This is a genomic window from Paraclostridium sp., from assembly GCF_051656405.1.
Lineage (GTDB): Bacteria > Bacillota > Clostridia > Peptostreptococcales > Peptostreptococcaceae > Paraclostridium.
On record NZ_JBOGBV010000013.1, the window covers coordinates 1 to 20981 of the forward strand.

At 29.2% G+C, this 20981-nt stretch carries 26 protein-coding genes and 1 pseudogene; 25 read left to right on the plus strand and 2 right to left on the minus strand.

All coding sequences use genetic code 11. From position 1 onward, the window contains the following. A pseudogene (locus tag ACRDDE_RS02050) lies at positions 1 to 263 on the plus strand (hypothetical protein); the annotation flags it as partial. Positions 264 to 291: 28 nt separating this feature from the next. Here ACRDDE_RS02050 and ylbJ read toward each other — a convergent pair. Continuing rightward, complete coding sequence (gene ylbJ / locus ACRDDE_RS02055; protein WP_438625186.1) at positions 292 to 1482, minus strand: sporulation integral membrane protein YlbJ; 1191 nt, start codon at positions 1480 to 1482, stop codon at positions 292 to 294. Between the two features lie 168 nt (positions 1483 to 1650). Beyond that, a complete protein-coding gene (locus ACRDDE_RS02060; RefSeq protein ID WP_438625188.1) occupies positions 1651 to 2919 on the minus strand; it encodes a nucleotidyltransferase in 1269 nt (422 codons plus the stop codon). 311 nt (positions 2920 to 3230) lie between these two features. Here ACRDDE_RS02060 and ACRDDE_RS02065 point away from each other — a divergent pair, with 311 nt between their 5' ends. From ACRDDE_RS02065 to xseB, 24 genes are all read left to right on the plus strand, one after another. Further along, positions 3231 to 4427, plus strand: a complete 1197-nt coding sequence (locus ACRDDE_RS02065; RefSeq protein ID WP_021430090.1) for an acetate/propionate family kinase — start codon at positions 3231 to 3233, stop codon at positions 4425 to 4427. Positions 4428 to 4571: 144 nt separating this feature from the next. After that, positions 4572 to 5099, plus strand: a complete 528-nt coding sequence (locus ACRDDE_RS02070; protein WP_021429977.1) for a YceD family protein — start codon at positions 4572 to 4574, stop codon at positions 5097 to 5099. Between the two features lie 13 nt (positions 5100 to 5112). Further along, positions 5113 to 5289: a 50S ribosomal protein L32 gene (gene rpmF, locus ACRDDE_RS02075; RefSeq protein WP_021430121.1), complete on the plus strand. Its 177-nt coding sequence runs from the start codon at positions 5113 to 5115 to the stop codon at positions 5287 to 5289. A 191-nt stretch (positions 5290 to 5480) separates the two neighbouring features. Further along, positions 5481 to 6038, plus strand: a complete 558-nt coding sequence (fapR, locus tag ACRDDE_RS02080) for a transcription factor FapR (RefSeq protein ID WP_021430034.1) — start codon at positions 5481 to 5483, stop codon at positions 6036 to 6038. A gap of 12 nt (positions 6039 to 6050) precedes the next feature. Then, positions 6051 to 7064, plus strand: coding sequence for a phosphate acyltransferase PlsX (plsX, locus tag ACRDDE_RS02085; protein ID WP_438625191.1), 1014 nt, complete (start codon positions 6051 to 6053; stop codon positions 7062 to 7064). Between the two features lie 25 nt (positions 7065 to 7089). Beyond that, positions 7090 to 8076 carry a beta-ketoacyl-ACP synthase III gene (locus ACRDDE_RS02090; protein WP_438625193.1) on the plus strand — a complete coding sequence of 329 codons (987 nt, stop codon included), beginning with the start codon at positions 7090 to 7092 and terminating at the stop codon, positions 8074 to 8076. Between the two features lie 10 nt (positions 8077 to 8086). Next, positions 8087 to 9028 (plus strand): enoyl-[acyl-carrier-protein] reductase FabK, encoded by a 942-nt coding sequence (gene fabK / locus ACRDDE_RS02095; RefSeq protein WP_438625195.1) that lies wholly within the window; start codon positions 8087 to 8089, stop codon positions 9026 to 9028. Between the two features lies 1 nt (position 9029). Next, a complete protein-coding gene (gene fabD / locus ACRDDE_RS02100; protein WP_438625197.1) occupies positions 9030 to 9980 on the plus strand; it encodes an ACP S-malonyltransferase in 951 nt (316 codons plus the stop codon). Then, entirely contained in the window at positions 9980 to 10729 is a 750-nt protein-coding gene (fabG, locus tag ACRDDE_RS02105; RefSeq protein ID WP_438625199.1) for a 3-oxoacyl-[acyl-carrier-protein] reductase, read from the plus strand. Before fabD ends, fabG begins: the two co-directional genes overlap by 1 nt. A 47-nt stretch (positions 10730 to 10776) precedes the next feature. After that, complete coding sequence (gene acpP / locus ACRDDE_RS02110) at positions 10777 to 11001, plus strand: acyl carrier protein (protein WP_021433827.1); 225 nt, start codon at positions 10777 to 10779, stop codon at positions 10999 to 11001. A gap of 13 nt (positions 11002 to 11014) precedes the next feature. Then, positions 11015 to 12253, plus strand: coding sequence for a beta-ketoacyl-ACP synthase II (gene fabF, locus ACRDDE_RS02115; RefSeq protein ID WP_438625201.1), 1239 nt, complete (start codon positions 11015 to 11017; stop codon positions 12251 to 12253). A gap of 106 nt (positions 12254 to 12359) precedes the next feature. Continuing rightward, positions 12360 to 13328, plus strand: coding sequence for a stage III sporulation protein AA (gene spoIIIAA, locus ACRDDE_RS02120; protein ID WP_438625202.1), 969 nt, complete (start codon positions 12360 to 12362; stop codon positions 13326 to 13328). Continuing rightward, a complete protein-coding gene (locus tag ACRDDE_RS02125; protein WP_438625203.1) occupies positions 13318 to 13839 on the plus strand; it encodes a stage III sporulation protein AB in 522 nt (173 codons plus the stop codon). The genes spoIIIAA and ACRDDE_RS02125 overlap by 11 nt, the downstream gene beginning before the upstream one ends. A 10-nt stretch (positions 13840 to 13849) precedes the next feature. Beyond that, positions 13850 to 14047, plus strand: a complete 198-nt coding sequence (spoIIIAC, locus tag ACRDDE_RS02130; protein WP_021122904.1) for a stage III sporulation protein AC — start codon at positions 13850 to 13852, stop codon at positions 14045 to 14047. 21 nt (positions 14048 to 14068) lie between these two features. Beyond that, positions 14069 to 14446 (plus strand): stage III sporulation protein AD, encoded by a 378-nt coding sequence (gene spoIIIAD, locus ACRDDE_RS02135; RefSeq protein WP_224170712.1) that lies wholly within the window; start codon positions 14069 to 14071, stop codon positions 14444 to 14446. A gap of 14 nt (positions 14447 to 14460) precedes the next feature. Next, positions 14461 to 15633, plus strand: coding sequence for a stage III sporulation protein AE (gene spoIIIAE, locus ACRDDE_RS02140; protein ID WP_438625204.1), 1173 nt, complete (start codon positions 14461 to 14463; stop codon positions 15631 to 15633). A gap of 12 nt (positions 15634 to 15645) precedes the next feature. After that, positions 15646 to 16215 carry a stage III sporulation protein AF gene (locus ACRDDE_RS02145; RefSeq protein WP_438625205.1) on the plus strand — a complete coding sequence of 190 codons (570 nt, stop codon included), beginning with the start codon at positions 15646 to 15648 and terminating at the stop codon, positions 16213 to 16215. Between the two features lie 15 nt (positions 16216 to 16230). Then, positions 16231 to 16779: a stage III sporulation protein AG gene (locus ACRDDE_RS02150; protein ID WP_438625206.1), complete on the plus strand. Its 549-nt coding sequence runs from the start codon at positions 16231 to 16233 to the stop codon at positions 16777 to 16779. Positions 16780 to 16857: 78 nt separating this feature from the next. Beyond that, the gene (locus tag ACRDDE_RS02155; protein ID WP_021433822.1) at positions 16858 to 17502 is read left to right on the plus strand and encodes a SpoIIIAH-like family protein; all 645 of its coding nucleotides are present in this window, start codon (positions 16858 to 16860) and stop codon (positions 17500 to 17502) included. A 156-nt stretch (positions 17503 to 17658) separates the two neighbouring features. Continuing rightward, the gene (locus tag ACRDDE_RS02160) at positions 17659 to 18006 is read left to right on the plus strand and encodes an Asp23/Gls24 family envelope stress response protein (RefSeq protein ID WP_021430087.1); all 348 of its coding nucleotides are present in this window, start codon (positions 17659 to 17661) and stop codon (positions 18004 to 18006) included. Between the two features lie 93 nt (positions 18007 to 18099). Further along, complete coding sequence (gene nusB / locus ACRDDE_RS02165) at positions 18100 to 18606, plus strand: transcription antitermination factor NusB (protein WP_438625208.1); 507 nt, start codon at positions 18100 to 18102, stop codon at positions 18604 to 18606. Further along, entirely contained in the window at positions 18587 to 19552 is a 966-nt protein-coding gene (locus tag ACRDDE_RS02170) for a Kae1-like domain-containing protein (protein WP_438625210.1), read from the plus strand. Before nusB ends, ACRDDE_RS02170 begins: the two co-directional genes overlap by 20 nt. 2 nt (positions 19553 to 19554) lie before the next feature. Beyond that, positions 19555 to 20751, plus strand: coding sequence for an exodeoxyribonuclease VII large subunit (xseA, locus tag ACRDDE_RS02175; protein ID WP_438625212.1), 1197 nt, complete (start codon positions 19555 to 19557; stop codon positions 20749 to 20751). A 12-nt stretch (positions 20752 to 20763) separates the two neighbouring features. Beyond that, complete coding sequence (gene xseB / locus ACRDDE_RS02180; protein ID WP_021429988.1) at positions 20764 to 20979, plus strand: exodeoxyribonuclease VII small subunit; 216 nt, start codon at positions 20764 to 20766, stop codon at positions 20977 to 20979. Positions 20980 to 20981: the final 2 nt, after the last annotated feature.

Sequence of the window (20981 nt, forward strand, 5' to 3'; positions counted from 1 at the left end):
AAATAATTGAAAAAGCAAATAAAGAAAGTGAAGATATGAAAAAAAATTCCGAAGAAATAATAAAATCATACATAGATTCAGATGGGTTAGTAGTAGAAGCAGAAGAAAAAGCTAAATCTATAGTGGAGAAAGCAGAATATACTGCCAAAGAAATTAAATTAGGGTCTATAAGATATGCAGATGATGTTTTAGAGGGGTTACAATACAATCTTCAAAGCATAATAGATGAAATATCAACAAATAGAAGTGAACTAAGTGAATAAAAAATAGCTGACTCAAAATGAGATTGAGTCAGCTATTTTTTATTTTTTTAAAAATCATAAAAGAAGAGATAAAATAAATAATTATTAATAAAGGCAAAATTATATGATAGTTATTTATGTATAAGCTCCAAATTGAGCTATTATAAAAAACACTAGATGTAGTGGATAGTTTTATAAATAAATTGCTAGAATTTATTAATGGATAAAATGCAAAAGTGAAGATGGATGCAAAGACTCCATGTAAAAATTTAGAAATTATATATGTACCTGTATTTATATCTGTTTGAGCTAAAAAACTACAACATTGAGCTAATATAGAAAGACCACTAAATGCTATTATGAAGCTACACAATGAAGCTCGTATTATTTCAGGTATATTAGATACACTAGATATTTGATTGCATCCAATAGTTATTTCAAATAAACCGCTTATAAAAGAAGAACATAAATCAAGAGAAAATCCAAAGATAGATAATGGAATATAAATTATGTAAGAAATCAAATTTATAAACTTAAATATAGATAAAACTTTAAATACAACTGAAAATACTATAACGAATCCGCCAACCATAAGTATTGTATTTACCCCACTGAAAACAGCATCTCCAAATAAAACAAAAAATCCTTTATTTTCTTTTTTTCTAAATTCCATAATTTTTTTTACCTCAAATTTAAAATTGGAATTATCATTTTTTACACTCTCTTTTCCATAATTTTTAAATAATATTCCAACAGTTAAAGATCCTAAGTAATGGCAAAGTAACATTAAATAGCCTAATGAAGGATTATTAAACATTCCGATGGAAACTGCACCGACTATAAAAAGTGGGCCAGAGGTAGAACAAAAGGAAACGAGCCTTTGAGCTTCAAATTTAGAAATTTCATTGTTTTGTCTAAGTTCAGAAGCGAGTTTTGCTCCGACTGGATATCCTGACACTGTAGATATAGCGAATACTAAAGAACTTTTACCAGACACATTAAAAAGTTTTTTGGTAACTGGATTGATTATTAACCCTAAAACATCTACAAATTTAAGTCGAACTATCAAATTGGCAGCTATTATAAATGGCAACAAGGATGGTATCAATGTGTTTACCCATATTGAAAAGCCATCTTTAGCTGCTAAAATAGAATCTTTAGGAAATAAAATAATACCTATTATAAGTAACATAACTATTAAAGATGGAGTTAAAAACTTTATAATCTTTATTTTCTTCAAAACATCACCTACTTTGATATACTCTTTAATAAGTATATTAAAAGTGATTATGAACTATGATAAAATTCATTTGCTTTGAGGAGTTAAACACTTGAAGTGCTTCATATAGGAAAGATTCACTTTTAAACTAATAAAAAACCTACCGTAAGAAAGGCAGGTTTTTATTAGTTACTTTATGTATTTAGGTGATATATAATAATCCATAGGGCCTTTAAGTGAAGATTTGTTGTTTTTATAATAAGGGATATTATACATATTTGTAGCTTTTATATCATATTTGATTAGTGTTTTGAAAATTTCATTTTCAGCAAAATTTATGTCTGAAAATTTATTTATAATTTTTATATCAGAGTTTAGTTTTATTTGTTTTATTATCTCTCTACCTTTATTGTTAAAGGCTAAAATCCTAATATAAGGCATTTCATGTATATCTTTTACTAACTCCATATCTTTTTTTGATATTCCAAGTAATATATTATTCAATATTCTTTTTATTTTAGTTAATGTGTACCTTTTTGATTTAACACTTTGTTGAAGTTCGTATAAGTTATTACATGTAAATATTGATTTGTATATTTTATTTTCTATACCTTCATTAACATCGAAATAGCTGCTCAGTATATCAAAATCTCTTATAACTAATTCTCTTATAGTATCAAAATAAACTTCATCAAACATAGGATTAAATCCTGTATTTATAGAATCAGATATTAGATTGAAAGTTTTTTCGGGAACAACTGAGTATACGTCATTTATATTTCTTGAATCTTTAAGTGATTTTCTAATTGCAGTAGCAGAACAAATTTCACTACTAATATCTTCAGAGTTATAAGATGCTTGTACTCTAGTTATTGTAAAAGGCTCTATGTCGCTTTTATGTCTCAACAAACTTTTTATATATTCCATTCCTAGGATATTATTAGAAGAATTTAATATTGTATTTAAATTTTGCTTATCTAGATTATTTATAATATTATTTATAATCAAATAATCACACAAAGCTTTGCTCCTAGCTGTAGCAAATAAAATTCCTTCATCTAAATTTTTTTTTAAAAGTGATTTAAAATCTTCGGGTTCAGAAACTAATATTTTTGATATTTCAGTTAGTAAATCTATATTACCTTCTTCGCTACCAAAACATATAGAATCTACACAATTTAAAGAGTTTAGTAGAGTTATAGCTCCATGAGCAAAAATTTCTGCACTTTGGCAAGCGAAAAGAGTAGGAAGCTCTACAACTAAATCTACTCCATTTGAAACTGCAATTTCAGCTCTTTTATATTTATCAAATAGAGCAGGCTCTCCTCTTTGTAAAAAATTACCGCTCATTACCGCGATACTATGAGTGGTGTTTGTTTTTGCTAAAGATTCTTTTAAATGATATAAGTGACCATTATGAAATGGATTATACTCGACTATAAGACCTAAAATATTCATAAAAACCTCCTTTTATATTAAATATATACAAAAACAAAGGATTTATTGTTTATATATAGAATTATTTATTGTTTGCTTTTTATAAAAATAAGTTATATCCTATTATAATATTAAACAAAATTGAGAACAATAATTCTTGAGTTAAATATAAATAACTTAAAAAATATCATAAACTATGTACTTTTATGAAAAAAAATGGTATAGTAAATAGTGATAAATTTGTTTAATGTATACAAGTAATGATATCGATTTTTAAAATTGTTAATTAAAAATAATTACATATTATTGTTAAGATTTAAGGAGGTATACTAATGAAAGTATTAGTATTAAACTGTGGTAGTTCTTCATTAAAATATCAATTAATAGATATGTCAAATGAAGAAGTTTTATGTATAGGATTAGTTGAGAGAATAGGAATTGAAGGTTCTATATTAAAGCAAGAAAAAGATGGAGTAGAAGGTAAGCTTGTAGTAGAGCAACCAATGAAAAATCACCAAGATGCTATAAAATTAGTATTAGAAGGTGTAGTTGATCCTAAATTCGGTGGAGTTAAGGATATAAGCGAAGTTGAAGCTGTAGGACACAGAGTTGTACACGGTGGAGAGAAATTTGCTAGTTCAGTTAAAATAAATGATGAAGTTATGAAAGCATTAGAAGAGTGTGTTGAATTAGCACCACTTCATAACCCAGCTAACATAATGGGAATAGAAGCTTGTGAAGCTATACTTCCAGGAGTACCAATGGTTGGAGTATTCGATACTGCATTCCATCAAACTATGCCTAAGAAGTCATACTTATATGGATTACCTCATGAATTATACACTAAGTATGGAGTAAGAAGATACGGATTCCACGGAACTTCTCACAAGTATGTATCTCAAAGAGCTGCAGAAATGTTAGGAAAGAACGTAGAAGACTTAAAAATAATAACTTGTCACTTAGGAAACGGAGCTTCTGTAGCTGCTGTTGATGGTGGTAAATGTGTAGACACTTCAATGGGATTCACTCCATTAGAAGGATTAATAATGGGAACTAGATGTGGAGATATAGATGCTGCTATATTACCATTCTTAATGGAAAAAGAAGGATTAGACGCTAAAGGATTATCTGACTTAATGAACAAACAATCTGGGGTATACGGAATGACTGGTATATCAAGTGACTTCAGAGATATAGAAGGAGCTGCTGCAAAGGGAGATGAAAAAGCTCAAGTTGCATTAGATGCTTACGTTCAAAGAGTTCAAAAATACATAGGAGCTTACGTTGCAGAAATGAACGGTGTAGATGCTGTAGTATTTACTGCTGGTGTTGGTGAAAATGGTATAGAGATAAGAGAATCTATAGCTTCTAACATGGAATTCTTAGGAATGAACTTAGATAAAGAAGCTAACAAAGTTAGAGGAAAAGAAACAGTAATATCTACTGCAGATTCAAAAGTTAAGATATTATTAGTTCCAACTAACGAAGAGTTAATGATAGCAAGAGATACTGTTGCATTAGTAAAATAATTGCAATTGGATATAATATAATTAAGGTAGGTTAAAACCTACCTTAATTTTTGCCAAGAAATAAATTAACTATCAAGTAAAAATACTTGACAAACAAAGCTTATATTTGTATAATAAATTTGGCAATAAATTGAGGTGAACTTAATGAAGATTAGTTTAGATAAGATTATAAGAAAAGAAACTGATAATTTACACTTGAATTTTTGCGAAAAAATTGATAGTATTAATTATTGTGATAATACTTATAAATTAACTTCTCCACTTAATTTAAACGGAACAATAAGTAAAACTAATAAGGGTTTATTTTTAGATTGCAATGTTGAATTTAATATAGTTGATAATTGCGCTAGATGTTTAAGTGAAGTAGAAGTAAAATTAAGTTATCCTATTCAAGGATTTTTAGTTAAACAAGAAGTGGATGAAAATGAAGTAGAAGAGTTTGATGTTTATACTTATAAAAATGATGAAGTTGATTTCATAGATTTAATAGAACAAACATTAGATTTTAATCTGCCTCAAAGAGTTCTTTGTGATGAAGATTGTAAAGGCCTATGCCCTACTTGTGGGACAAACTTAAATAAAAAAGTTTGTTCTTGTGATGAAACTGCGAACGACGAGGAGATAATAGATCCCCGTTTTGCTAAATTAAAAGAAATGTTTAAAAATGACTAAGGAGGTGGCGTAAATGGCAGTACCAAAGCGTAAAACATCTAAATCAAATACAAAAATGAGAAGAGCAGCTAACTCAAAGATGGTAGCAACTGGATTCGTAAGTTGCCCACAATGTCATGAGCCAAAGTTACCACATAGAGTATGTCCAGATTGTGGATATTATAAAGGTAAAGAAGTTGTTTCTAAGTAATACTTCTAAAAAACATGTAGAATACTCTACATGTTTTTTTTTGCTTAAATATGAAAAAAATTGTGATAATATTTAAGTGTACGCAAAAATTATAAATAAAAAATAAATAAGTGGTTGATTATTTATAATTAATATTATATACTACTATTAGTAGTTGGTACTAATTCCAACTATAAAAACTTGGAGGTAATATGAAAAAGAAGAGCAAAGCACAAAGACAAGAAGAACTTGTTGGAATGCTAAAAGACGATCCTTTTTATACAGATGAAGAATTAGCAAGCATCTTTGATGTAAGTATACAAACCATAAGACTTGATAGACTTGCATTAAATATCCCGGAACTTAGGGAGAGAGTTAAGCAAATAGCTGAAACTGAAACATCTAAAGTTAAAACTTTAGGTATAAAAGAGATAACAGGAGAGATAATTGACTTATCTGTAGGTCAATTAGGCATATCCATGTTGGATATTACCGAAGATATGATCTACTCCAAAACTGGAACTCTTAAGGATGAATATATATTTTCAATGGCTAATTCATTAGCTATGGCGATTTTAGATGCGCCTAAGGTAATAATGAGATTTGCTAATATAAAAACGCTAAAACATATACAACAAAAAGATAGGCTTATAGCTAAAGCTGAGATTTATAAAAACATAGATAAAAAACATTATGTAAAAGTTGTTGTTAATAATAAAGCGCAAGAGCAAATTTTCAGAGGAAAATTTATATTTGAAGAGTTAGTTTAGGAGGAGAATAATATGAAAATTGTAATTGATGGAATGGGCGGAGATAATGCACCAAAGTCTAATGTAGAAGGTGTAGTTAACGCTATAAAAGAATATGGTGTAGATATAATAATCACTGGAGATAAAGAAATATTAGAAAATGAATTTACAAAGTATGAATTTGACAAAAGTAAATTAGAGATAGTTCATACAACTGAAATTATAGAGAATGAAGATAAACCAGTTAAAGCAATAAGATCTAAAAAAGATTCATCAATGGTTGTAGCTTTAAGAATGGTAAAAGAAAAAAAGGCAGATGCAATAGTATCAGCAGGAAACACAGGAGCATTATTAGCAGGCGGCTTATTTGTAGTAGGTAGAATAAAAGGAATAGACAGACCTTGTTTATGCCCAGCTATACCAAATGTAAAAGGTGGAATGACACTTATTGCAGATGGAGGAGCTAATGCAGATTGCAAACCAATAAACTTAGTTGAATTTGCAGGTATGAGTAACATTTATGCAAACAAAGTATTAGGAATTGAAAAACCTAGAGTTGCTCTTGCTAATGTAGGAACAGAAGAAGGCAAGGGAAATGACTTAGCAAAGAAATCATATGAAGAGCTTAAAAAATTAAATTTAAACTTCATTGGAAATATAGAAGCAAGAGAATTAATAAACTCATATACAGATATAGTTGTGTGTGATGGATTTACAGGGAATATTTTATTGAAATCAGCAGAAGGTATTGCTATGTCAATATTAGGCCTTTTAAAGGAAACTTTCCTAGCTAGTACAAAAGGTAAATTAGGAGCAATGCTATTAAAAGATGATTTAAGAAAATTAAAAACTATGATGGATTACTCAGAATACGGAGGAGCGCCTCTTTTAGGTGTTAATGGAGGAGTTATAAAAGCTCATGGAAGTTCTGATGCAAAAGCCATAAAAAATGCTATAAACCAAGCAATAAAATTTGCAAAGGGAGATGTAGTCGAAGATATTAAAGAATTTATAAAGACTATAGAAGAAAATAGCGAAGAAGAATAGAAAAGTACCACTTGGAGGTTAATTTATGAATACAAAGGCTGGTATATTAGGGGTTGGAAGTTATGTTCCTAAAAATGTAATGACTAATTTCGACCTTGAAAAGATAATGGATACATCAGATGAATGGATAAGAACAAGAACAGGAATAAATGAAAGACGATTAGTAGGTAAAAATGAAGCAACATCAGATCTTGCAACTAAAGCAGCTATAAAAGCAATAGAAAATGCAAACTTGACTCCAGAAGATATAGATTTAATTATAGTAGCTACAATTACACCAGACATGGTATTTCCATCTACAGCATGCTTAGTTCAAGCAAACATAAATGCAACTAAAGCAGCAGGTTTTGACCTTGAAGCAGCATGCTCAGGATTTATATATGGTATAACAATAGCAAAACAATTTATAGAAACTAAAACATATAAACATGTATTAGTAATAGGAGCGGAAGCTTTATCAACAATATTAGATTATGAAGATAGATCTACAGCAATATTATTTGGAGATGGAGCTGGAGCTGTAGTTATGGGACCAGTTGAAGAAGGCGGAGTATTATCTACAAATTTAGGCTCTGATGGAAATGGTAAAGATTATCTTAAAGTACCAGCTGGAGGTTCTAAGTTGCCAGCTAGTGAAGAAACTGTTAAAGATAGATTGCATTACATACAAATGGCAGGAAGTGACGTATTTAAATTTGCTGTTAGAATAATGCAAGATGCATCTGTTAAATGTATAGAAAGTGCTAACTTGAGTATACAAGATGTAGATTACCTTATACCACACCAAGCTAATATAAGAATAATAGAAGCTTCAGCAAAAAGATTAAACTTAAGTATGGATAAAGTGTATGTGAACTTAGATAGATATGGAAACATGTCAGCAGCATCAATTCCAGTAGCGCTAGATGAAGCCTATAGAGAAGGAAAAATTAAAAAAGGTGATAATGTAGTTCTAGTAGGATTCGGAGGCGGATTGACATGGGGAGCTTCTTTAGTTAGATGGAGTATATAAGGAGGAAATTATGAAGGATTTATGTGAATTATTAAATATAAAATACCCTATAATCCAAGGTGGGATGGCTTGGGTAGCAACTGCTGAATTAGCAGCAGGAGTATCAAATGCTGGAGGATTAGGAATAATTGCAGCAGGAAATGCACCAAAAGAAGTAATAAAAGAGCAAATAAAAAAGTGTAGAGAATTAACAGATAAACCGTTTGGACTTAATGTTATGCTATTGTCTCCATTTGTAGATGAGATAATGGATTTAATAGTAGAAGAAAGAGTAGAAGTAATAACTACAGGAGCTGGTAATCCAGCAAAATATATAGAGAGATTAAAAGCAGTAAATACAAAGATTATACCTGTAGTTCCAACTATTGCACTAGCAAAAAGAATGGAAAAACATGGTGCAGATGCAGTAATAGTTGAAGGAACAGAAGCAGGAGGGCACATAGGAGAGCTAACAACAATAGTTCTAACTCCTCAAGTTGTAGATAATGTAAATATTCCTGTAATTGCAGCAGGAGGAATTGCTGATGGTAAAGGATTGGCAGCGGCACTATGCTTAGGTGCTAGTGGTGTACAAATAGGAACAAGATTTATTTGTAGTGATGAATGTATAGCTCATGAAAACTATAAAAATCTTATTTTAAAATCAAGAGACAGAGATGCAATAGTTACAGGAAGAAGCACTGGGCATCCTGTTAGAACATTAAAAAATAAATTGGCTAAAGAAATATTAAATATGGAAAAAGAAGGAGTTAATCCTTTAGATATAGATCAAAAAGGTGTAGGGTCATTAAGAATGGCAGTTGTAAATGGGGATGTAGAGAATGGATCATTTATGGCAGGTCAAATAGCATCTTATATAAATGATGTGAAGCCTTGTAAACAAATAATAGAAGATATAATGGAAGAATCAAAATCTATATTATCTAAAATAAATAAAAAATTGGAGGTATAGTATGGGTAAGGTTGCATTAGTATTTCCTGGTCAAGGAGCTCAATATGTAGGTATGGCAAATGATATATATAATAATGATGACATAGCTAAAAAAATTATTGATGAAGCAGAAAGATCAGTTGGAATAAATTTAAAAAAGATAATGTTTGAAGGTAGTGATGAAGAACTAGCTAAAACAGAAAATACTCAACCAGCTATAGTTACTCATAGTATAGCGTTATTTGAAAGTTTAAAAGATAAGATAGATTTAAAATATGATGCATGCTTAGGACTATCACTAGGAGAATATAGTGCTTTAGTAGCAGCAGATGCAATGGATTTTAACGATGCTGTAGCAGTAGTTAAAAAAAGAGGTAAGTATATGCAAGAAAGTGTACCTTTAGGAAAGGGAACTATGGCAGCTATACTAGGGTTAGATAGAGAAAAGGTAAATGAGGTTATAGAACACGTTGATAATGGAATAATAGAGGTTGCAAACTATAACTCTCCAGGTCAAATTGTAATATCAGGGGAGACAGGTACGGTAAAAGATAATATAAGTTTATTTAAAGAAAATGGAGCAAAAAAAGCTGTTGTATTAAATGTAAGTGCACCTTTTCATTCATCTATGCTAGAACCAGCTGGATTAAAGCTGAAAAAAGAATTAGATGACATTAAACTAAGAAAATGCAAGGTATCTGTAGTTTCAAATGTAAATGCAGATTATTATACAGATAACTATAAAGATCTTTTAGTTAGTCAAGTGAGCTCATCTGTTTTATGGGAAGATTCAATAGAAAAGCTGATAAATGAAGGATTTGACACATTTATAGAAATTGGACCAGGAAAAGTGCTAAAAGGATTTATAAATAAAATTTCCAAAAAGAATAAAGTTGATACTAAAGTTTATAACATTGATAATATGGAATCTATGAATGACTTTGTTGAAGCTTATAAAAGAGGTGAAATATAGTGGTTAACTTACAAGATAAAGTAGCAATTGTAACTGGAGGATCTAGAGGTATAGGTAAAGCTATAGCTAAAAAACTAGCATCATATAAAGCAAATGTTGTAATAAACTATACATCAAATGAAGAACATGCTTTAAAAACTAAAGAAGAAATAGAATCATATGGTGTTAAAAGTATGATAGTAAAATGTGATGTATCTAAAAGTAGTGAAGTTGACAATATGATAGAGTCTGTAGTTAAAGAGTTTGGAAAAGTAGATATATTAGTAAACAATGCTGGTATAACAAAAGATGGACTTTTAATGAGAATGAAAGAAGATGACTTTGACAAGGTTATCGATATAAACCTAAAAGGTGTTTTCAACTGCACAAAAGCAGCTACTAAATATATGATGAAGAAAAGATATGGAAAAATAATAAACATATCATCTGTAGTTGGAATAATAGGAAATCCAGGGCAAGCAAACTATTGTGCATCTAAAGCAGGTGTAATAGGCCTTACAAAATCAAGTGCTAGAGAGTTGGCATCAAGAAACATAAGTGTAAATGCTATAGCTCCAGGATTTATAGATACAGATATGACTAGTGTTTTAAATGAAGATTTAAAATCTAATATGTTAAAAAGCATTCCACAAAATAGATTTGGAGAGCCTGATGATGTAGCTAATGCAGTATTGTTTTTAGCAAGTGACATGGCAAGCTATATAACAGGTCAGGTTATAAATGTAGATGGTGGAATGGTAATGCAATAAAAAAGTAAAAAATATAAGTTTAAATAAAATTTAGGAGGAATTAAATTATGTTTGAAAAAGTTGTAGAAATAATAAAGGATCAATTAGGAATAGACAATAAGGAAGTAACTATGGAGACTTCATTAATGAAAGATTTAGAAGCAGATTCATTAGATGCTGTTGAAATAATGATGGCTCTTGAAGATGAATTTTCAATAGAAATACCAGATACAGAAGCAGAAAAGTTCATATGCATAGGAGATATAGTTAAATATATAGAAGCAAACAAATAGTGGAGGAAATGTTATGAAAAGAAGAGTTGTTATAACTGGATTAGGTTGTGTTACTCCAGTTGGAACAGGAAAAGAAACATTTTGGGCCAACATAAAAGATGGAGTTTGCGGTATAGATAAAATAACTAGCTTTGACGCATCCTCATTTCAAACACAAATAGCTGGAGAAGTAAAAGACTTTAATCCAGAAGATTATATAAATAAAAAAGAATTAAAAAGAATGGATAGATTTACTCATTTTGCCATAGCATCTTCGCAAATGGCAGTAAAAGATGCAAATCTTGACTTAGATAAAGTAGATAGTGAAAAAATGGGAGTGATAATAGGTTCTGGTATAGGAGGAGTTGCTACGATAGAAGAGCAACACAAAATTTTACTAGAAAAAGGAAATAGAAGAGTTAGCCCATTTTTCGTTCCTATGATGATTTCTAACATGGCGGCAGGCCAAGTATCTATTGCATTAGGTGCAAAAGGACCAAACACTAATGTATCTACTGCTTGTGCATCAGGATCTCATGCTATAGGAGATGCATTTAAAGCTATACAAAGAGGCGATGCAGATATAATGGTAGCAGGAGGAAGTGAAGCTGGTGTTACACCACTTTCATTTGCAGGTTTCTGTAATATGAAGGCTATGTCTACTAGAAATGATGACCCAAAAACTGCTTCAAGACCATTTGATAAAGATAGAGATGGATTTGTAATGGGAGAAGGGTCAGGTATATTAATACTAGAAGATTTAGATCATGCTATAAAAAGAGGTGCTAAGATTTATGCTGAAATAGTTGGATATGGTGCAACAGCAGATGCATACCATATGACAACTCCAGCAGAAAATGGAGAAGGCGCAGCTAGATCTATAAGTATGGCGATGAAAGATGGAAACATCCCTATTGATGAAGTTGATTATATAAATGCTCATGGAACATCTACTTACTATAATGATAAGTTTGAAACAATGGCAATCAAAAATGTTTTTAAAGACCAAGCATATGAACTTTGCGTATCATCTACAAAGTCTATGACAGGCCATTTATTAGGAGCTGCAGGAGCAGTTGAAGCTATTGTATGCGCTATGGCTATAAGTGACGGATATGTTCCTCCTACTATAAATGTAGAAAACTTAGATGAAGATCTAGATTTAGATTACGTTGTAAACGAAGGTAAGAAAATAGATGTTAGATATGCATTATCAAATTCTTTAGGATTTGGTGGACACAATGCAACTTTAGCATTTAAAAAATATGAATAAGTAATTATTAAAAGAGTTGCCTAAAACAGGCAACTCTTTTTTGTTTTTTTGTCATAAATATTTAACCTTGAAAATATAATTATATAAACAAAGGAGGACAAGGGATATGAATAAACTTTCAGATGAAATTTTAAATTCTCTATCGCCTAAGCTAAGAGAAAAAATAATAAATGTACAATATGAAGACTTAAATATAGAAGAAATAAGACTTAGAGTAGAGAAACCATTAATAATAAATTCTAATAATAGGGATTATTTTTATAATAACTCCATCAACAAACTAGATACAAAAAATTCAAATTCGTATGTAGTAAAAAAAGAAGATATAGAACAGACATTTCAACTTATGTGCAAATATTCAATTCATTCATTTATAGATGACATTAAAAAAGGTTTTATAACATTAAAAGGTGGCCATAGAGTTGGAATAGTTGGAAAGGTAATAATTGAAGATGGACAAGTTAAAAATATAAAGCACATATCATCTTTAAATATAAGGATTTCTAGAGAGATATTAAATTGCTCTGAAAAAGTATTGAATCATATAATTAAGAGTTCTAACGAAGTAAATAATACTTTAATAATTTCACCTCCACAATGTGGTAAAACGACATTACTTAGAGATATAGTTAGAAATTTAAGTAATGGGAACAAAGTAAAGGGGTTTAATGGAATTAAAGTAGCGCTTATAGATGAAAGGAATGAGATTTCAGGATCATATTTAGGAATAGCTCAGATGGATGTTGGAATAAGAACAGACATAATAGAAACATGCCCAAAAGATATAGGAATAATTATGTTACTTAGGGCTATGTCACCTAACTTAATAGTAACAGATGAAATAGGTAGTGAAAAGGAAATAAAAGCCTTGTACACAGCTTTAAATGGGGGAGTTAGCTTAATAACTACAGTACATGGGAATTCCATAGAAGATATAAGGGAAAGGAAGGAATTAAGCAAATTACTAGATAAAGAATTATTCAAGAAAGTAATAATACTTTCGGCTAAAAATGGACCAGGGACAATTGAAAAAATATATGACTTAGAAGAAAAGAGGTGGTATTTTGCAAATTAAAATAGCTCTAATAAGTATTTTAGTAGCATGTAGCTATTTGATTGGAGAGTATTTATACAAAGCTTATACAAAAAGGCATAAACAGTTAAATGAGCTCATAAGGATATTAGAGGTAATGCGAATGGACCTATCATTTGGATTGTACACATTGGAAGAAATATTTTATAGGATAGGAGAAAATAAAGAATTTTCACTTGGACCTTTCTTTAAACATATGAGCATAGATCTAAAAGAAGATAATAGTAAAACATTAGAAACTATATTATCAAAAAATGCTGCTTTTATGATTAAAGAAACTTATTTTCAAGATAAGGAGGTAGATGAATTAAAAAAATTAATACTTACTCTTGGAAAAGGAGATGTTTATTCCCAAGAGAGGATGATTGATTTATCTATTGAAAATTTAAAAAAACTAACAACAGAAAGTAAAGAAGATGTAGAGAAAAAAGGTGTAGTATACAGAAAACTATCTACTATAATTGGATTAGTTATAGGGATACTTTTAATATAGGAGGGTTAATATGGATATAACTTTGATTTTTAAAGTTGCAGGGATTGGGTTATTAATATCTGTTTTAAATATGGTTCTTGAGAAGACTGATAGAAAAGATTGGACTACCTTAACAACTCTTGCAGGTGTGATAATTGTTCTTACGATGGTAATAACGGAGATAAATGATCTATTTAATGCAGTTAGAACGATGTTTCAGTTATATTAAGGGGGAGATCTTTTGGATGTAATGAAATTGGTAGGTCTTGCGCTTATCTCTACTATATTATGCTTAATTATAAAAAAAGATAGACCAGAAATGGCTATGTTTATAGGAATATTAACAGGAATTATGATTTTACTTTCTGTAACCTATAAATTCAATTTTATAATTGAAAGTATAAATGAATTAGCAAATAAGGCTAACATACCTACTATGTATATATCTTTAATAATCAAACTTATAGGAATAGCATACTTAATGGAGTTTGCTATTCAGATATGTAAAGACTGTGGGGAAGGAAATATTGCAGCTAAGCTTGAATTCGGAGGAAAAATTATAGTTATGACTATGTCATTCCCTATATTAATATCTATTGTTGATATGATTTTAAATTTGATTCCATAGGAGAATGATTACTTATGAAAAAAATTGTGACTAGTATAATTTTATGTATACTAATGGGGCTAACATTTGCAAATGTTTCATTTGCACAAGAAGAAAATGATAAAAAAGTAAAAGAAAGTGTAGATACATATATCAGTGAACAATTAAATAAAATTAATTTACAAGAAATTCAAAACCAAATAAAAGATGAAAAGTTTATAGAAGATGTAGATCTTAAAACATTTATGAAAGATTTAATATCTGGTAAGAAAACAATGCTAGATTTATTTGATAAAGAGGGCCTTAAACTATTCTTATTCGATGAATTGAGAGCAAGTTTAAAAGCTGCATCAATAATATTTGTTTTAGCGCTCTTATCATCTATTTTAAAAAGTTTAGACAATTCATTCTCATCTGGGGCAATAAGCCAAGTAACGACCTATATTGTATTTATAGTCATGGTAACTTTAACATTGGTAGGATTTAAAGATGTTTTAAATATATGCAACACCACCATTGATAGCATGATCAATTTGATGCAGATACTAATGCCAATATTAATAACCTTTTTAGTGGTAATGGGATTTCCTATGACATCTACTGTTATGACCCCTATATTTATGGGAGGAGTAACATTTATAAATATAGTTTTTAAAAACTTTCTATTTGTATCGATTACAATAGGTTTTGCAATACTTGTTATAAATAATTTATCTAATAGTATAAAACTTAAAAAGTTGGCATCTTTTATAAAACAAATAAATCTTATAACAATTGGAGCCATATTTACTATATATTTAGCATTAGTGTCTATGCAGGGCATGTATGTTAAGAGTTTAGATGGATTTGCAGTTAAAAGTACTAAGTTTGCGATAGGGAATTTCATACCTGTTGTAGGAGGATTTGTATCAGACTCATTTGATATAATATTATCTTCATCTCAACTTATAAAAAACTTATTTGGAGGAGTTGGGCTCATAATATTAGTCGGGATATGCTTAATTCCTATAATAAAAATTATTTCAATAATATTAGTTTATAAAACATCAGCAATGATAGTAGAACCAGTTGGAGAAGATAGTATTTCAAATTTTTTAAATGAGATTTCAAATCTTATGGCGATAATGTTAGCATGTATCATAGCTATAACAATAATGTTTTTCGTTACTATAGCAATAGTAGTTTCTATTAGTGTTGTGGCACAGTAAAAGGAGGAATATATGTTAGATAGTATTAAAGCTTGGATAATAAGTATTTTAATTGCAGCATTTATAGTTAACATAGTTAATATGATTCTTCCTTCTTCAAAGCTAAAATCATATATTAATTTAGTTTTAAATTTTATATTTATATTCATTGCTATAAATCCAGTCATTAATTTTTTTTCAGATGGAACAAGCTTAGAGGACAAATTATTAAAAACATATACTAAATATAATCAACAATATGTTGATAGCATGAATAGTCTAGCTAAAGACACAGGGGGAAAAAGCATAAAGTCTGGGTATGAAGACGGATTAAAAAGCATATTAGAATTAAAACTAGATGAATATGGTTATGAACTTGAGGATATTGAATTAGACGGATCTGACGTAAGCAAAGTTAAGGTTAAAGAAAAAAATAGTAATAAAGAAGAAAAAAAGGACATACAATCTAGTGAGGGTGAAAAAGATAAACAAGTATTTAAAGAAAGCTCAAATGATAAAGATACAAAATCAAAAGATGAAGTTAAAAAGAGCTTAGTAGACATACTTGATATATCCATTGAAAATATAGAAATTGATAAATAGGGGTTGAGAATAGGTATGTTTAAAAACTTAAAGGAAGATGATAAGAAAAAGATATACACTCTAGCCGCGCTGTCGTTTGTGTGTATTATGGGACTAGCTATATTTACAAAAAATCCAGTTGACAAAAAAGATAAAGAAACTTTTGAAGAAAGCAAAGATCAAAAATCTGCACAAGTAGAAGTAAAAAAGGATAATGATTTAGAAAGTCAACTTAAAAATATATTATCTCAAATAGAGGGAGCAGGAGAAGTTGACGTGATGATTACTTTTTCATCTGGGGAACAAATAGAACCAGCATTTAATTCAAACGCTACAAAGGAAGAGACGACTGAAAAAGATGCTCAAGGTGGAGAGAGAACAGTTACCACGTCAAGTGAAAATAAAACAATGATAACTTCAGGAGAAAGTAAACCTGTAGTTATAAAAACGTCAGAGCCAGAAATAAAAGGGGTTATAGTAGTTTCTAGTGGGGCTAGTGATCCAACTGTAAAACAAAGTCTATACTCAGCAGTTCAAACATCACTTCAGGTTTCAGGACACCAAGTTGAAATTTATTCTAAATAGGTAAAAAAATATTCATAATAAAAAAGCTCGTACATATAAATATTACAAGAATATAATTATTAATTAGGGGGAGTATAAATGAAATTTAACAAAAGTATGTTTAAAAGTAGAGGGTTTGTCGTAATGTCATTAACACTTATGTTAGTGGTGGTTGGGACAGTGAATTATAATTTAAGTAAAAAATCTGTACTGGAAGCATCTAAAGAAATGGAAATGTATGAAGATGCTCAACTATCAAAAAATGATGATAAAAAGGACTCTAAAAAAGATATTAAAGTGGTAGACAGCAAAGACACTGTAGTTAATGAAAAAGCTAAAGAAACTAGCAAAGAAATAGAAAAGAAAATGACTTCAGATAAAAATATGAAAAAAGCATCATATGCAGTAGATATGAAAATGAATAGAGAAAAACAAAGAAATGAGTTAACAGAAGACTTAAATGAAATAATAAACAACCCATCTACATCAGAAGAAACTAGAAAGCAAGCATCTAATATGAAATTACAACTTGTAAAAGATCAAGAATTAGAAATTAAAATAGAAGATTTATTAGGGGCAAAAGGATTTGAAGATTCATTAGTGTACATAAGCGAAGAAACTGTTAATGTAGTAGTAAACAAAGAATTACAACAAAAAGATGCAGCTAAAATATTTGATTTAGTTGCAAATGAGTCAAAAGTTAACTATGATAATATAAAACTTATGAGTAGTAATTCTAAATAAGTATAAATGCCTCAGTTATACTGGGGCTTTTTTACGTAGAGGAATAAGTTGCTGGTACAAATACTAGATCAAGCAAATCGAACTTTTTATTGCAAATTAAAGCTCTATTTGGTATTATTATATAATAAAATAGTTTATATAGGGATGTGATATATGATGGAAAATAATAACTTTGGACAAGTTAAGATATCAAATGATGTCATCGCTACTATAGCAGGATTAGCGGCTATTGAAGTAGAAGGAGTAGGAACTACATCGACATTCACAGATAAATTACTAAAGAATAATGGTGTTAAGATACAAATAGAGGAAGACGAAGTTATCTTAGATGTTATGATAATAATTGATTATGGAATATCTATACCTGATATAGCTTTTAAAGTACAGGAAAATGTAAAAAATACAGTTGAAACAATGACTGGATTAAAAGTTTCTCAAGTTAATATACATGTTCAAGGAATCAACTTTAAAAAGGAAAAAGTTGAGAAGGCAGAAGCAAAGTAATCATCTACGATAAATTAATATTTCCCTCTGAAAATCAGAGGGTTTTTTTATGAGTAAATATGTATATACTAAATTCAAAGGAGGAATAAGCAAATGAGAAAAGCGAAAATGATAACGACGAGAGAGTATATGATGAAGTTTATATACCAAATAGACATGAATAAAGAGGATTTAACTGATTTAAATGCTAAATTAGAAAACTTCTTAAACGATAACTTTGAATACATAAAGAATAGATATGAGGAATTAAAATTACAATTTTCAAATGAAGCGGACGTTGAGTTAGGAGAAACAGAGTTAAGTCAGCTTATTGATTTAAAATATAGCAAAGAACTAGTTGAAAGCTTTAACGCAAATAAAGAAAACATAGATTATTTAATAAATAAATATGCTAAAAACTGGACTATAAATAGAATGGCTAAAGTAGACTTAGCAATACTTAGACTTGCTATTTGTGAAATACTATACATGTCAGAAATGCCTACTAAAGTTTCTATAAATGAAGCTATAGAATTATCTAAACTTTACTGTGATGACAAATCTCCTAAGTTTATAAATGGAATATTAGGAAGTGTTGTAAGTGAAATCGGAGAAAAATAAAAATATAATAATAGGAATAGATACTAGCTGCTATACAACTTCTATAGCAGCTATATCTTTAGAAAAAAGTATAGTATTTAATAAAAAAATTATGTTAAAAGTAAAGAAAGATTCAAAAGGGTTAAGACAAAGCGAAATGGTGTTTCAACATGTAAATAATTTGGGGGAAATAAGTGAAGAATTAAAAAAAATAGTGAACGGATATAATATATGTGCAATATGTGCATCTGAAAAACCAAGGCCGATAAAAGATTCATATATGCCGGCATTTACAGTAGGATATAATTTTGCAAAATTATTTAGCAGTATGAATAATATTAATTTATATTCAACAACTCATCAAGAAAATCATATTGAATCCAGTTTGTATGAAAAAAAATTAAGAAGTAATAAATTTATTTCTGTTCATATTTCGGGAGGAACAACAGAAATATTATTAGTTGAAAAAAATAATGATGTATCAAACATTACAATAATAGGTGGAAGTAAAGATATAAGTTTTGGACAATTAATAGATAGATTAGGTGTTGGATTAGGGTATGAGTTTCCATGTGGAAAATATATAGATAAAAATGCTTTAGAATGTAATCAAAATATAGATGTAGGAATAAAGACATCTGTAAAAGATGGGTATATGAACCTATCTGGAATAGAAAATCAAATAACTAAGCTAAAAAATGATTTTGATGACAAATACGTATCTAAGTCACTAATGGACTCGATAGTGAGAAGTTTATATAAAGCGCTTAAATTTTTATGTAAAGAGTATGATATAAGCGAAGTTGTATTTGCTGGAGGGGTTGCATCAAGTAAATATATAAAAGAGGGATTAAGTCAAAAACTATCAAAAGATAAAGTAACAAGTTTTTTTACACAACCTGAATACAGCACAGATAATGCATTAGGTTGTGCACTTATAGGATTAAATAAATTTATAGGAGAATAGCTATGAAATTAAGAGCTTTAGATGTCAGTGAAGTTAATTCATACGTAAAAAGAATTTTAACTAATGATGCAGTTTTATATAACTTAAAAGTAAAAGGTGAAATTTCAAACTTTAAAGTTCATAGCAGCAAAAATGTATATCTAACGCTGAAAGATAAATCATCTAAAATAAACTGTGTAATTTTCAAAAATAATTATGATAGTTCACTAAATTTACAAGATGGGATGAAGGTTATAGCAACAGGATATATATCTGTATACGAAAGAGATGGATCATATCAATTATATATAGAAAACGTGGAATTAGATGGAGTTGGAAATTTGTATATAGAATTTCTAAAATTAAAAGAAAAGCTAGAAAAAGAAGGATTATTTGACTATATACATAAAAAGCTTATACCTAAAATGCCTAAAAACATAGGTATAATAACATCTGAGACAGGAGCTGTTATAAAAGATATAATTAATGTTGTAAAGCGTAGGTATCCAAAAGTAAATATAAAGCTTTATTCTGTTTCAGTTCAAGGAAAAAACTCTTCTGAACAGATATGTGAAGGAATTAAATTTTTTAATAATGCTAATAATGTAGATACAATAATACTTGGAAGAGGTGGGGGATCCATAGAGGAATTATGGTCTTTTAATGAAGAGAGCGTTGCAAGAGAAATTTTTAGTTCAAACATACCTATAATTTCAGCTGTAGGACATGAGACTGATTTTACAATAGCTGATTTTGTGGCGGATATGAGGGCACCTACACCATCTGCAGCTGCAGAAATAGCAACCCCGAAATTAGATGATCTATTATACAAGTTAAAAAACTCTAAAGACAGATTAGACAAGGCTCTTATAAATCAATCTAAGCTAGATAAAAATAAATTAAATAATGTTTATGACAGACTGAACACTATTGCTAAGTCTTATATAATAAGAGATAAAATTATACAAATCGATATAATATATGATAAAATAACTAATGAGATTAATGATGTAGTAAAACTTAAAAAAGGAAATTTAGATAGTAGTGGATCTCTTTTGCATAGCTTAAGTCCACTTGCTACATTAGACAGAGGGTACAGTATAGTACAAAAGGATAAAACTACTATAAATACAATAAATAGCCTAAAAGAAAAGGATAGTATAGCAATTAAATTTAAAGATGGTACAGCTGATTGTATAATTGAAAAAATTAAAGATTAAAGAGGTATAAAAATGAATTTATCTTATGAAGAAGCTTATCAAAGACTGGAAGAAATTTTAAATAAATTGGAGTCTGGAACTACAAGTTTAGATGACTCTCTTAATTTATATGAAGAGGGAATAAGACTTTATAGTCATTGTAATAAATTATTAGATGAAGCAAATTTAAAAATAGATAAGTTTAGCAAAGATGGGAAAGAGGTACCCTTTAGTATAGAGGAGGAGTAGTT

What these genes read in the sequence shown, in the direction of transcription:
- ACRDDE_RS02065 (WP_021430090.1), top strand. Translation starts at nt 3,231, where the DNA reads ATGAAAGTATTAGTATTAAACTGTGGTAGTTCTTCATTAAAATATCAA.
- fabK (WP_438625195.1), top strand. Translation starts at nt 8,087, where the DNA reads ATGAAGGATTTATGTGAATTATTAAATATAAAATACCCTATAATCCAA.
- xseA (WP_438625212.1), top strand. Translation starts at nt 19,555, where the DNA reads ATGAAATTAAGAGCTTTAGATGTCAGTGAAGTTAATTCATACGTAAAA.
- fapR (WP_021430034.1), top strand. Translation starts at nt 5,481, where the DNA reads ATGAAAAAGAAGAGCAAAGCACAAAGACAAGAAGAACTTGTTGGAATG.
- ACRDDE_RS02090 (WP_438625193.1), top strand. Translation starts at nt 7,090, where the DNA reads ATGAATACAAAGGCTGGTATATTAGGGGTTGGAAGTTATGTTCCTAAA.
- ACRDDE_RS02155 (WP_021433822.1), top strand. Translation starts at nt 16,858, where the DNA reads ATGAAATTTAACAAAAGTATGTTTAAAAGTAGAGGGTTTGTCGTAATG.
- nusB (WP_438625208.1), top strand. Translation starts at nt 18,100, where the DNA reads ATGAGAAAAGCGAAAATGATAACGACGAGAGAGTATATGATGAAGTTT.
- fabF (WP_438625201.1), top strand. Translation starts at nt 11,015, where the DNA reads ATGAAAAGAAGAGTTGTTATAACTGGATTAGGTTGTGTTACTCCAGTT.
- ACRDDE_RS02145 (WP_438625205.1), top strand. Translation starts at nt 15,646, where the DNA reads ATGTTAGATAGTATTAAAGCTTGGATAATAAGTATTTTAATTGCAGCA.
- rpmF (WP_021430121.1), top strand. Translation starts at nt 5,113, where the DNA reads ATGGCAGTACCAAAGCGTAAAACATCTAAATCAAATACAAAAATGAGA.
- spoIIIAD (WP_224170712.1), top strand. Translation starts at nt 14,069, where the DNA reads ATGAAATTGGTAGGTCTTGCGCTTATCTCTACTATATTATGCTTAATT.
- xseB (WP_021429988.1), top strand. Translation starts at nt 20,764, where the DNA reads ATGAATTTATCTTATGAAGAAGCTTATCAAAGACTGGAAGAAATTTTA.
- spoIIIAA (WP_438625202.1), top strand. Translation starts at nt 12,360, where the DNA reads ATGAATAAACTTTCAGATGAAATTTTAAATTCTCTATCGCCTAAGCTA.
- ACRDDE_RS02160 (WP_021430087.1), top strand. Translation starts at nt 17,659, where the DNA reads ATGGAAAATAATAACTTTGGACAAGTTAAGATATCAAATGATGTCATC.
- spoIIIAC (WP_021122904.1), top strand. Translation starts at nt 13,850, where the DNA reads ATGGATATAACTTTGATTTTTAAAGTTGCAGGGATTGGGTTATTAATA.
- spoIIIAE (WP_438625204.1), top strand. Translation starts at nt 14,461, where the DNA reads ATGAAAAAAATTGTGACTAGTATAATTTTATGTATACTAATGGGGCTA.
- acpP (WP_021433827.1), top strand. Translation starts at nt 10,777, where the DNA reads ATGTTTGAAAAAGTTGTAGAAATAATAAAGGATCAATTAGGAATAGAC.
- ACRDDE_RS02150 (WP_438625206.1), top strand. Translation starts at nt 16,231, where the DNA reads ATGTTTAAAAACTTAAAGGAAGATGATAAGAAAAAGATATACACTCTA.
- ACRDDE_RS02070 (WP_021429977.1), top strand. Translation starts at nt 4,572, where the DNA reads ATGAAGATTAGTTTAGATAAGATTATAAGAAAAGAAACTGATAATTTA.
- fabD (WP_438625197.1), top strand. Translation starts at nt 9,030, where the DNA reads ATGGGTAAGGTTGCATTAGTATTTCCTGGTCAAGGAGCTCAATATGTA.
- ACRDDE_RS02060 (WP_438625188.1), bottom strand. Translation starts at nt 2,919, where the DNA reads ATGAATATTTTAGGTCTTATAGTCGAGTATAATCCATTTCATAATGGT.
- plsX (WP_438625191.1), top strand. Translation starts at nt 6,051, where the DNA reads ATGAAAATTGTAATTGATGGAATGGGCGGAGATAATGCACCAAAGTCT.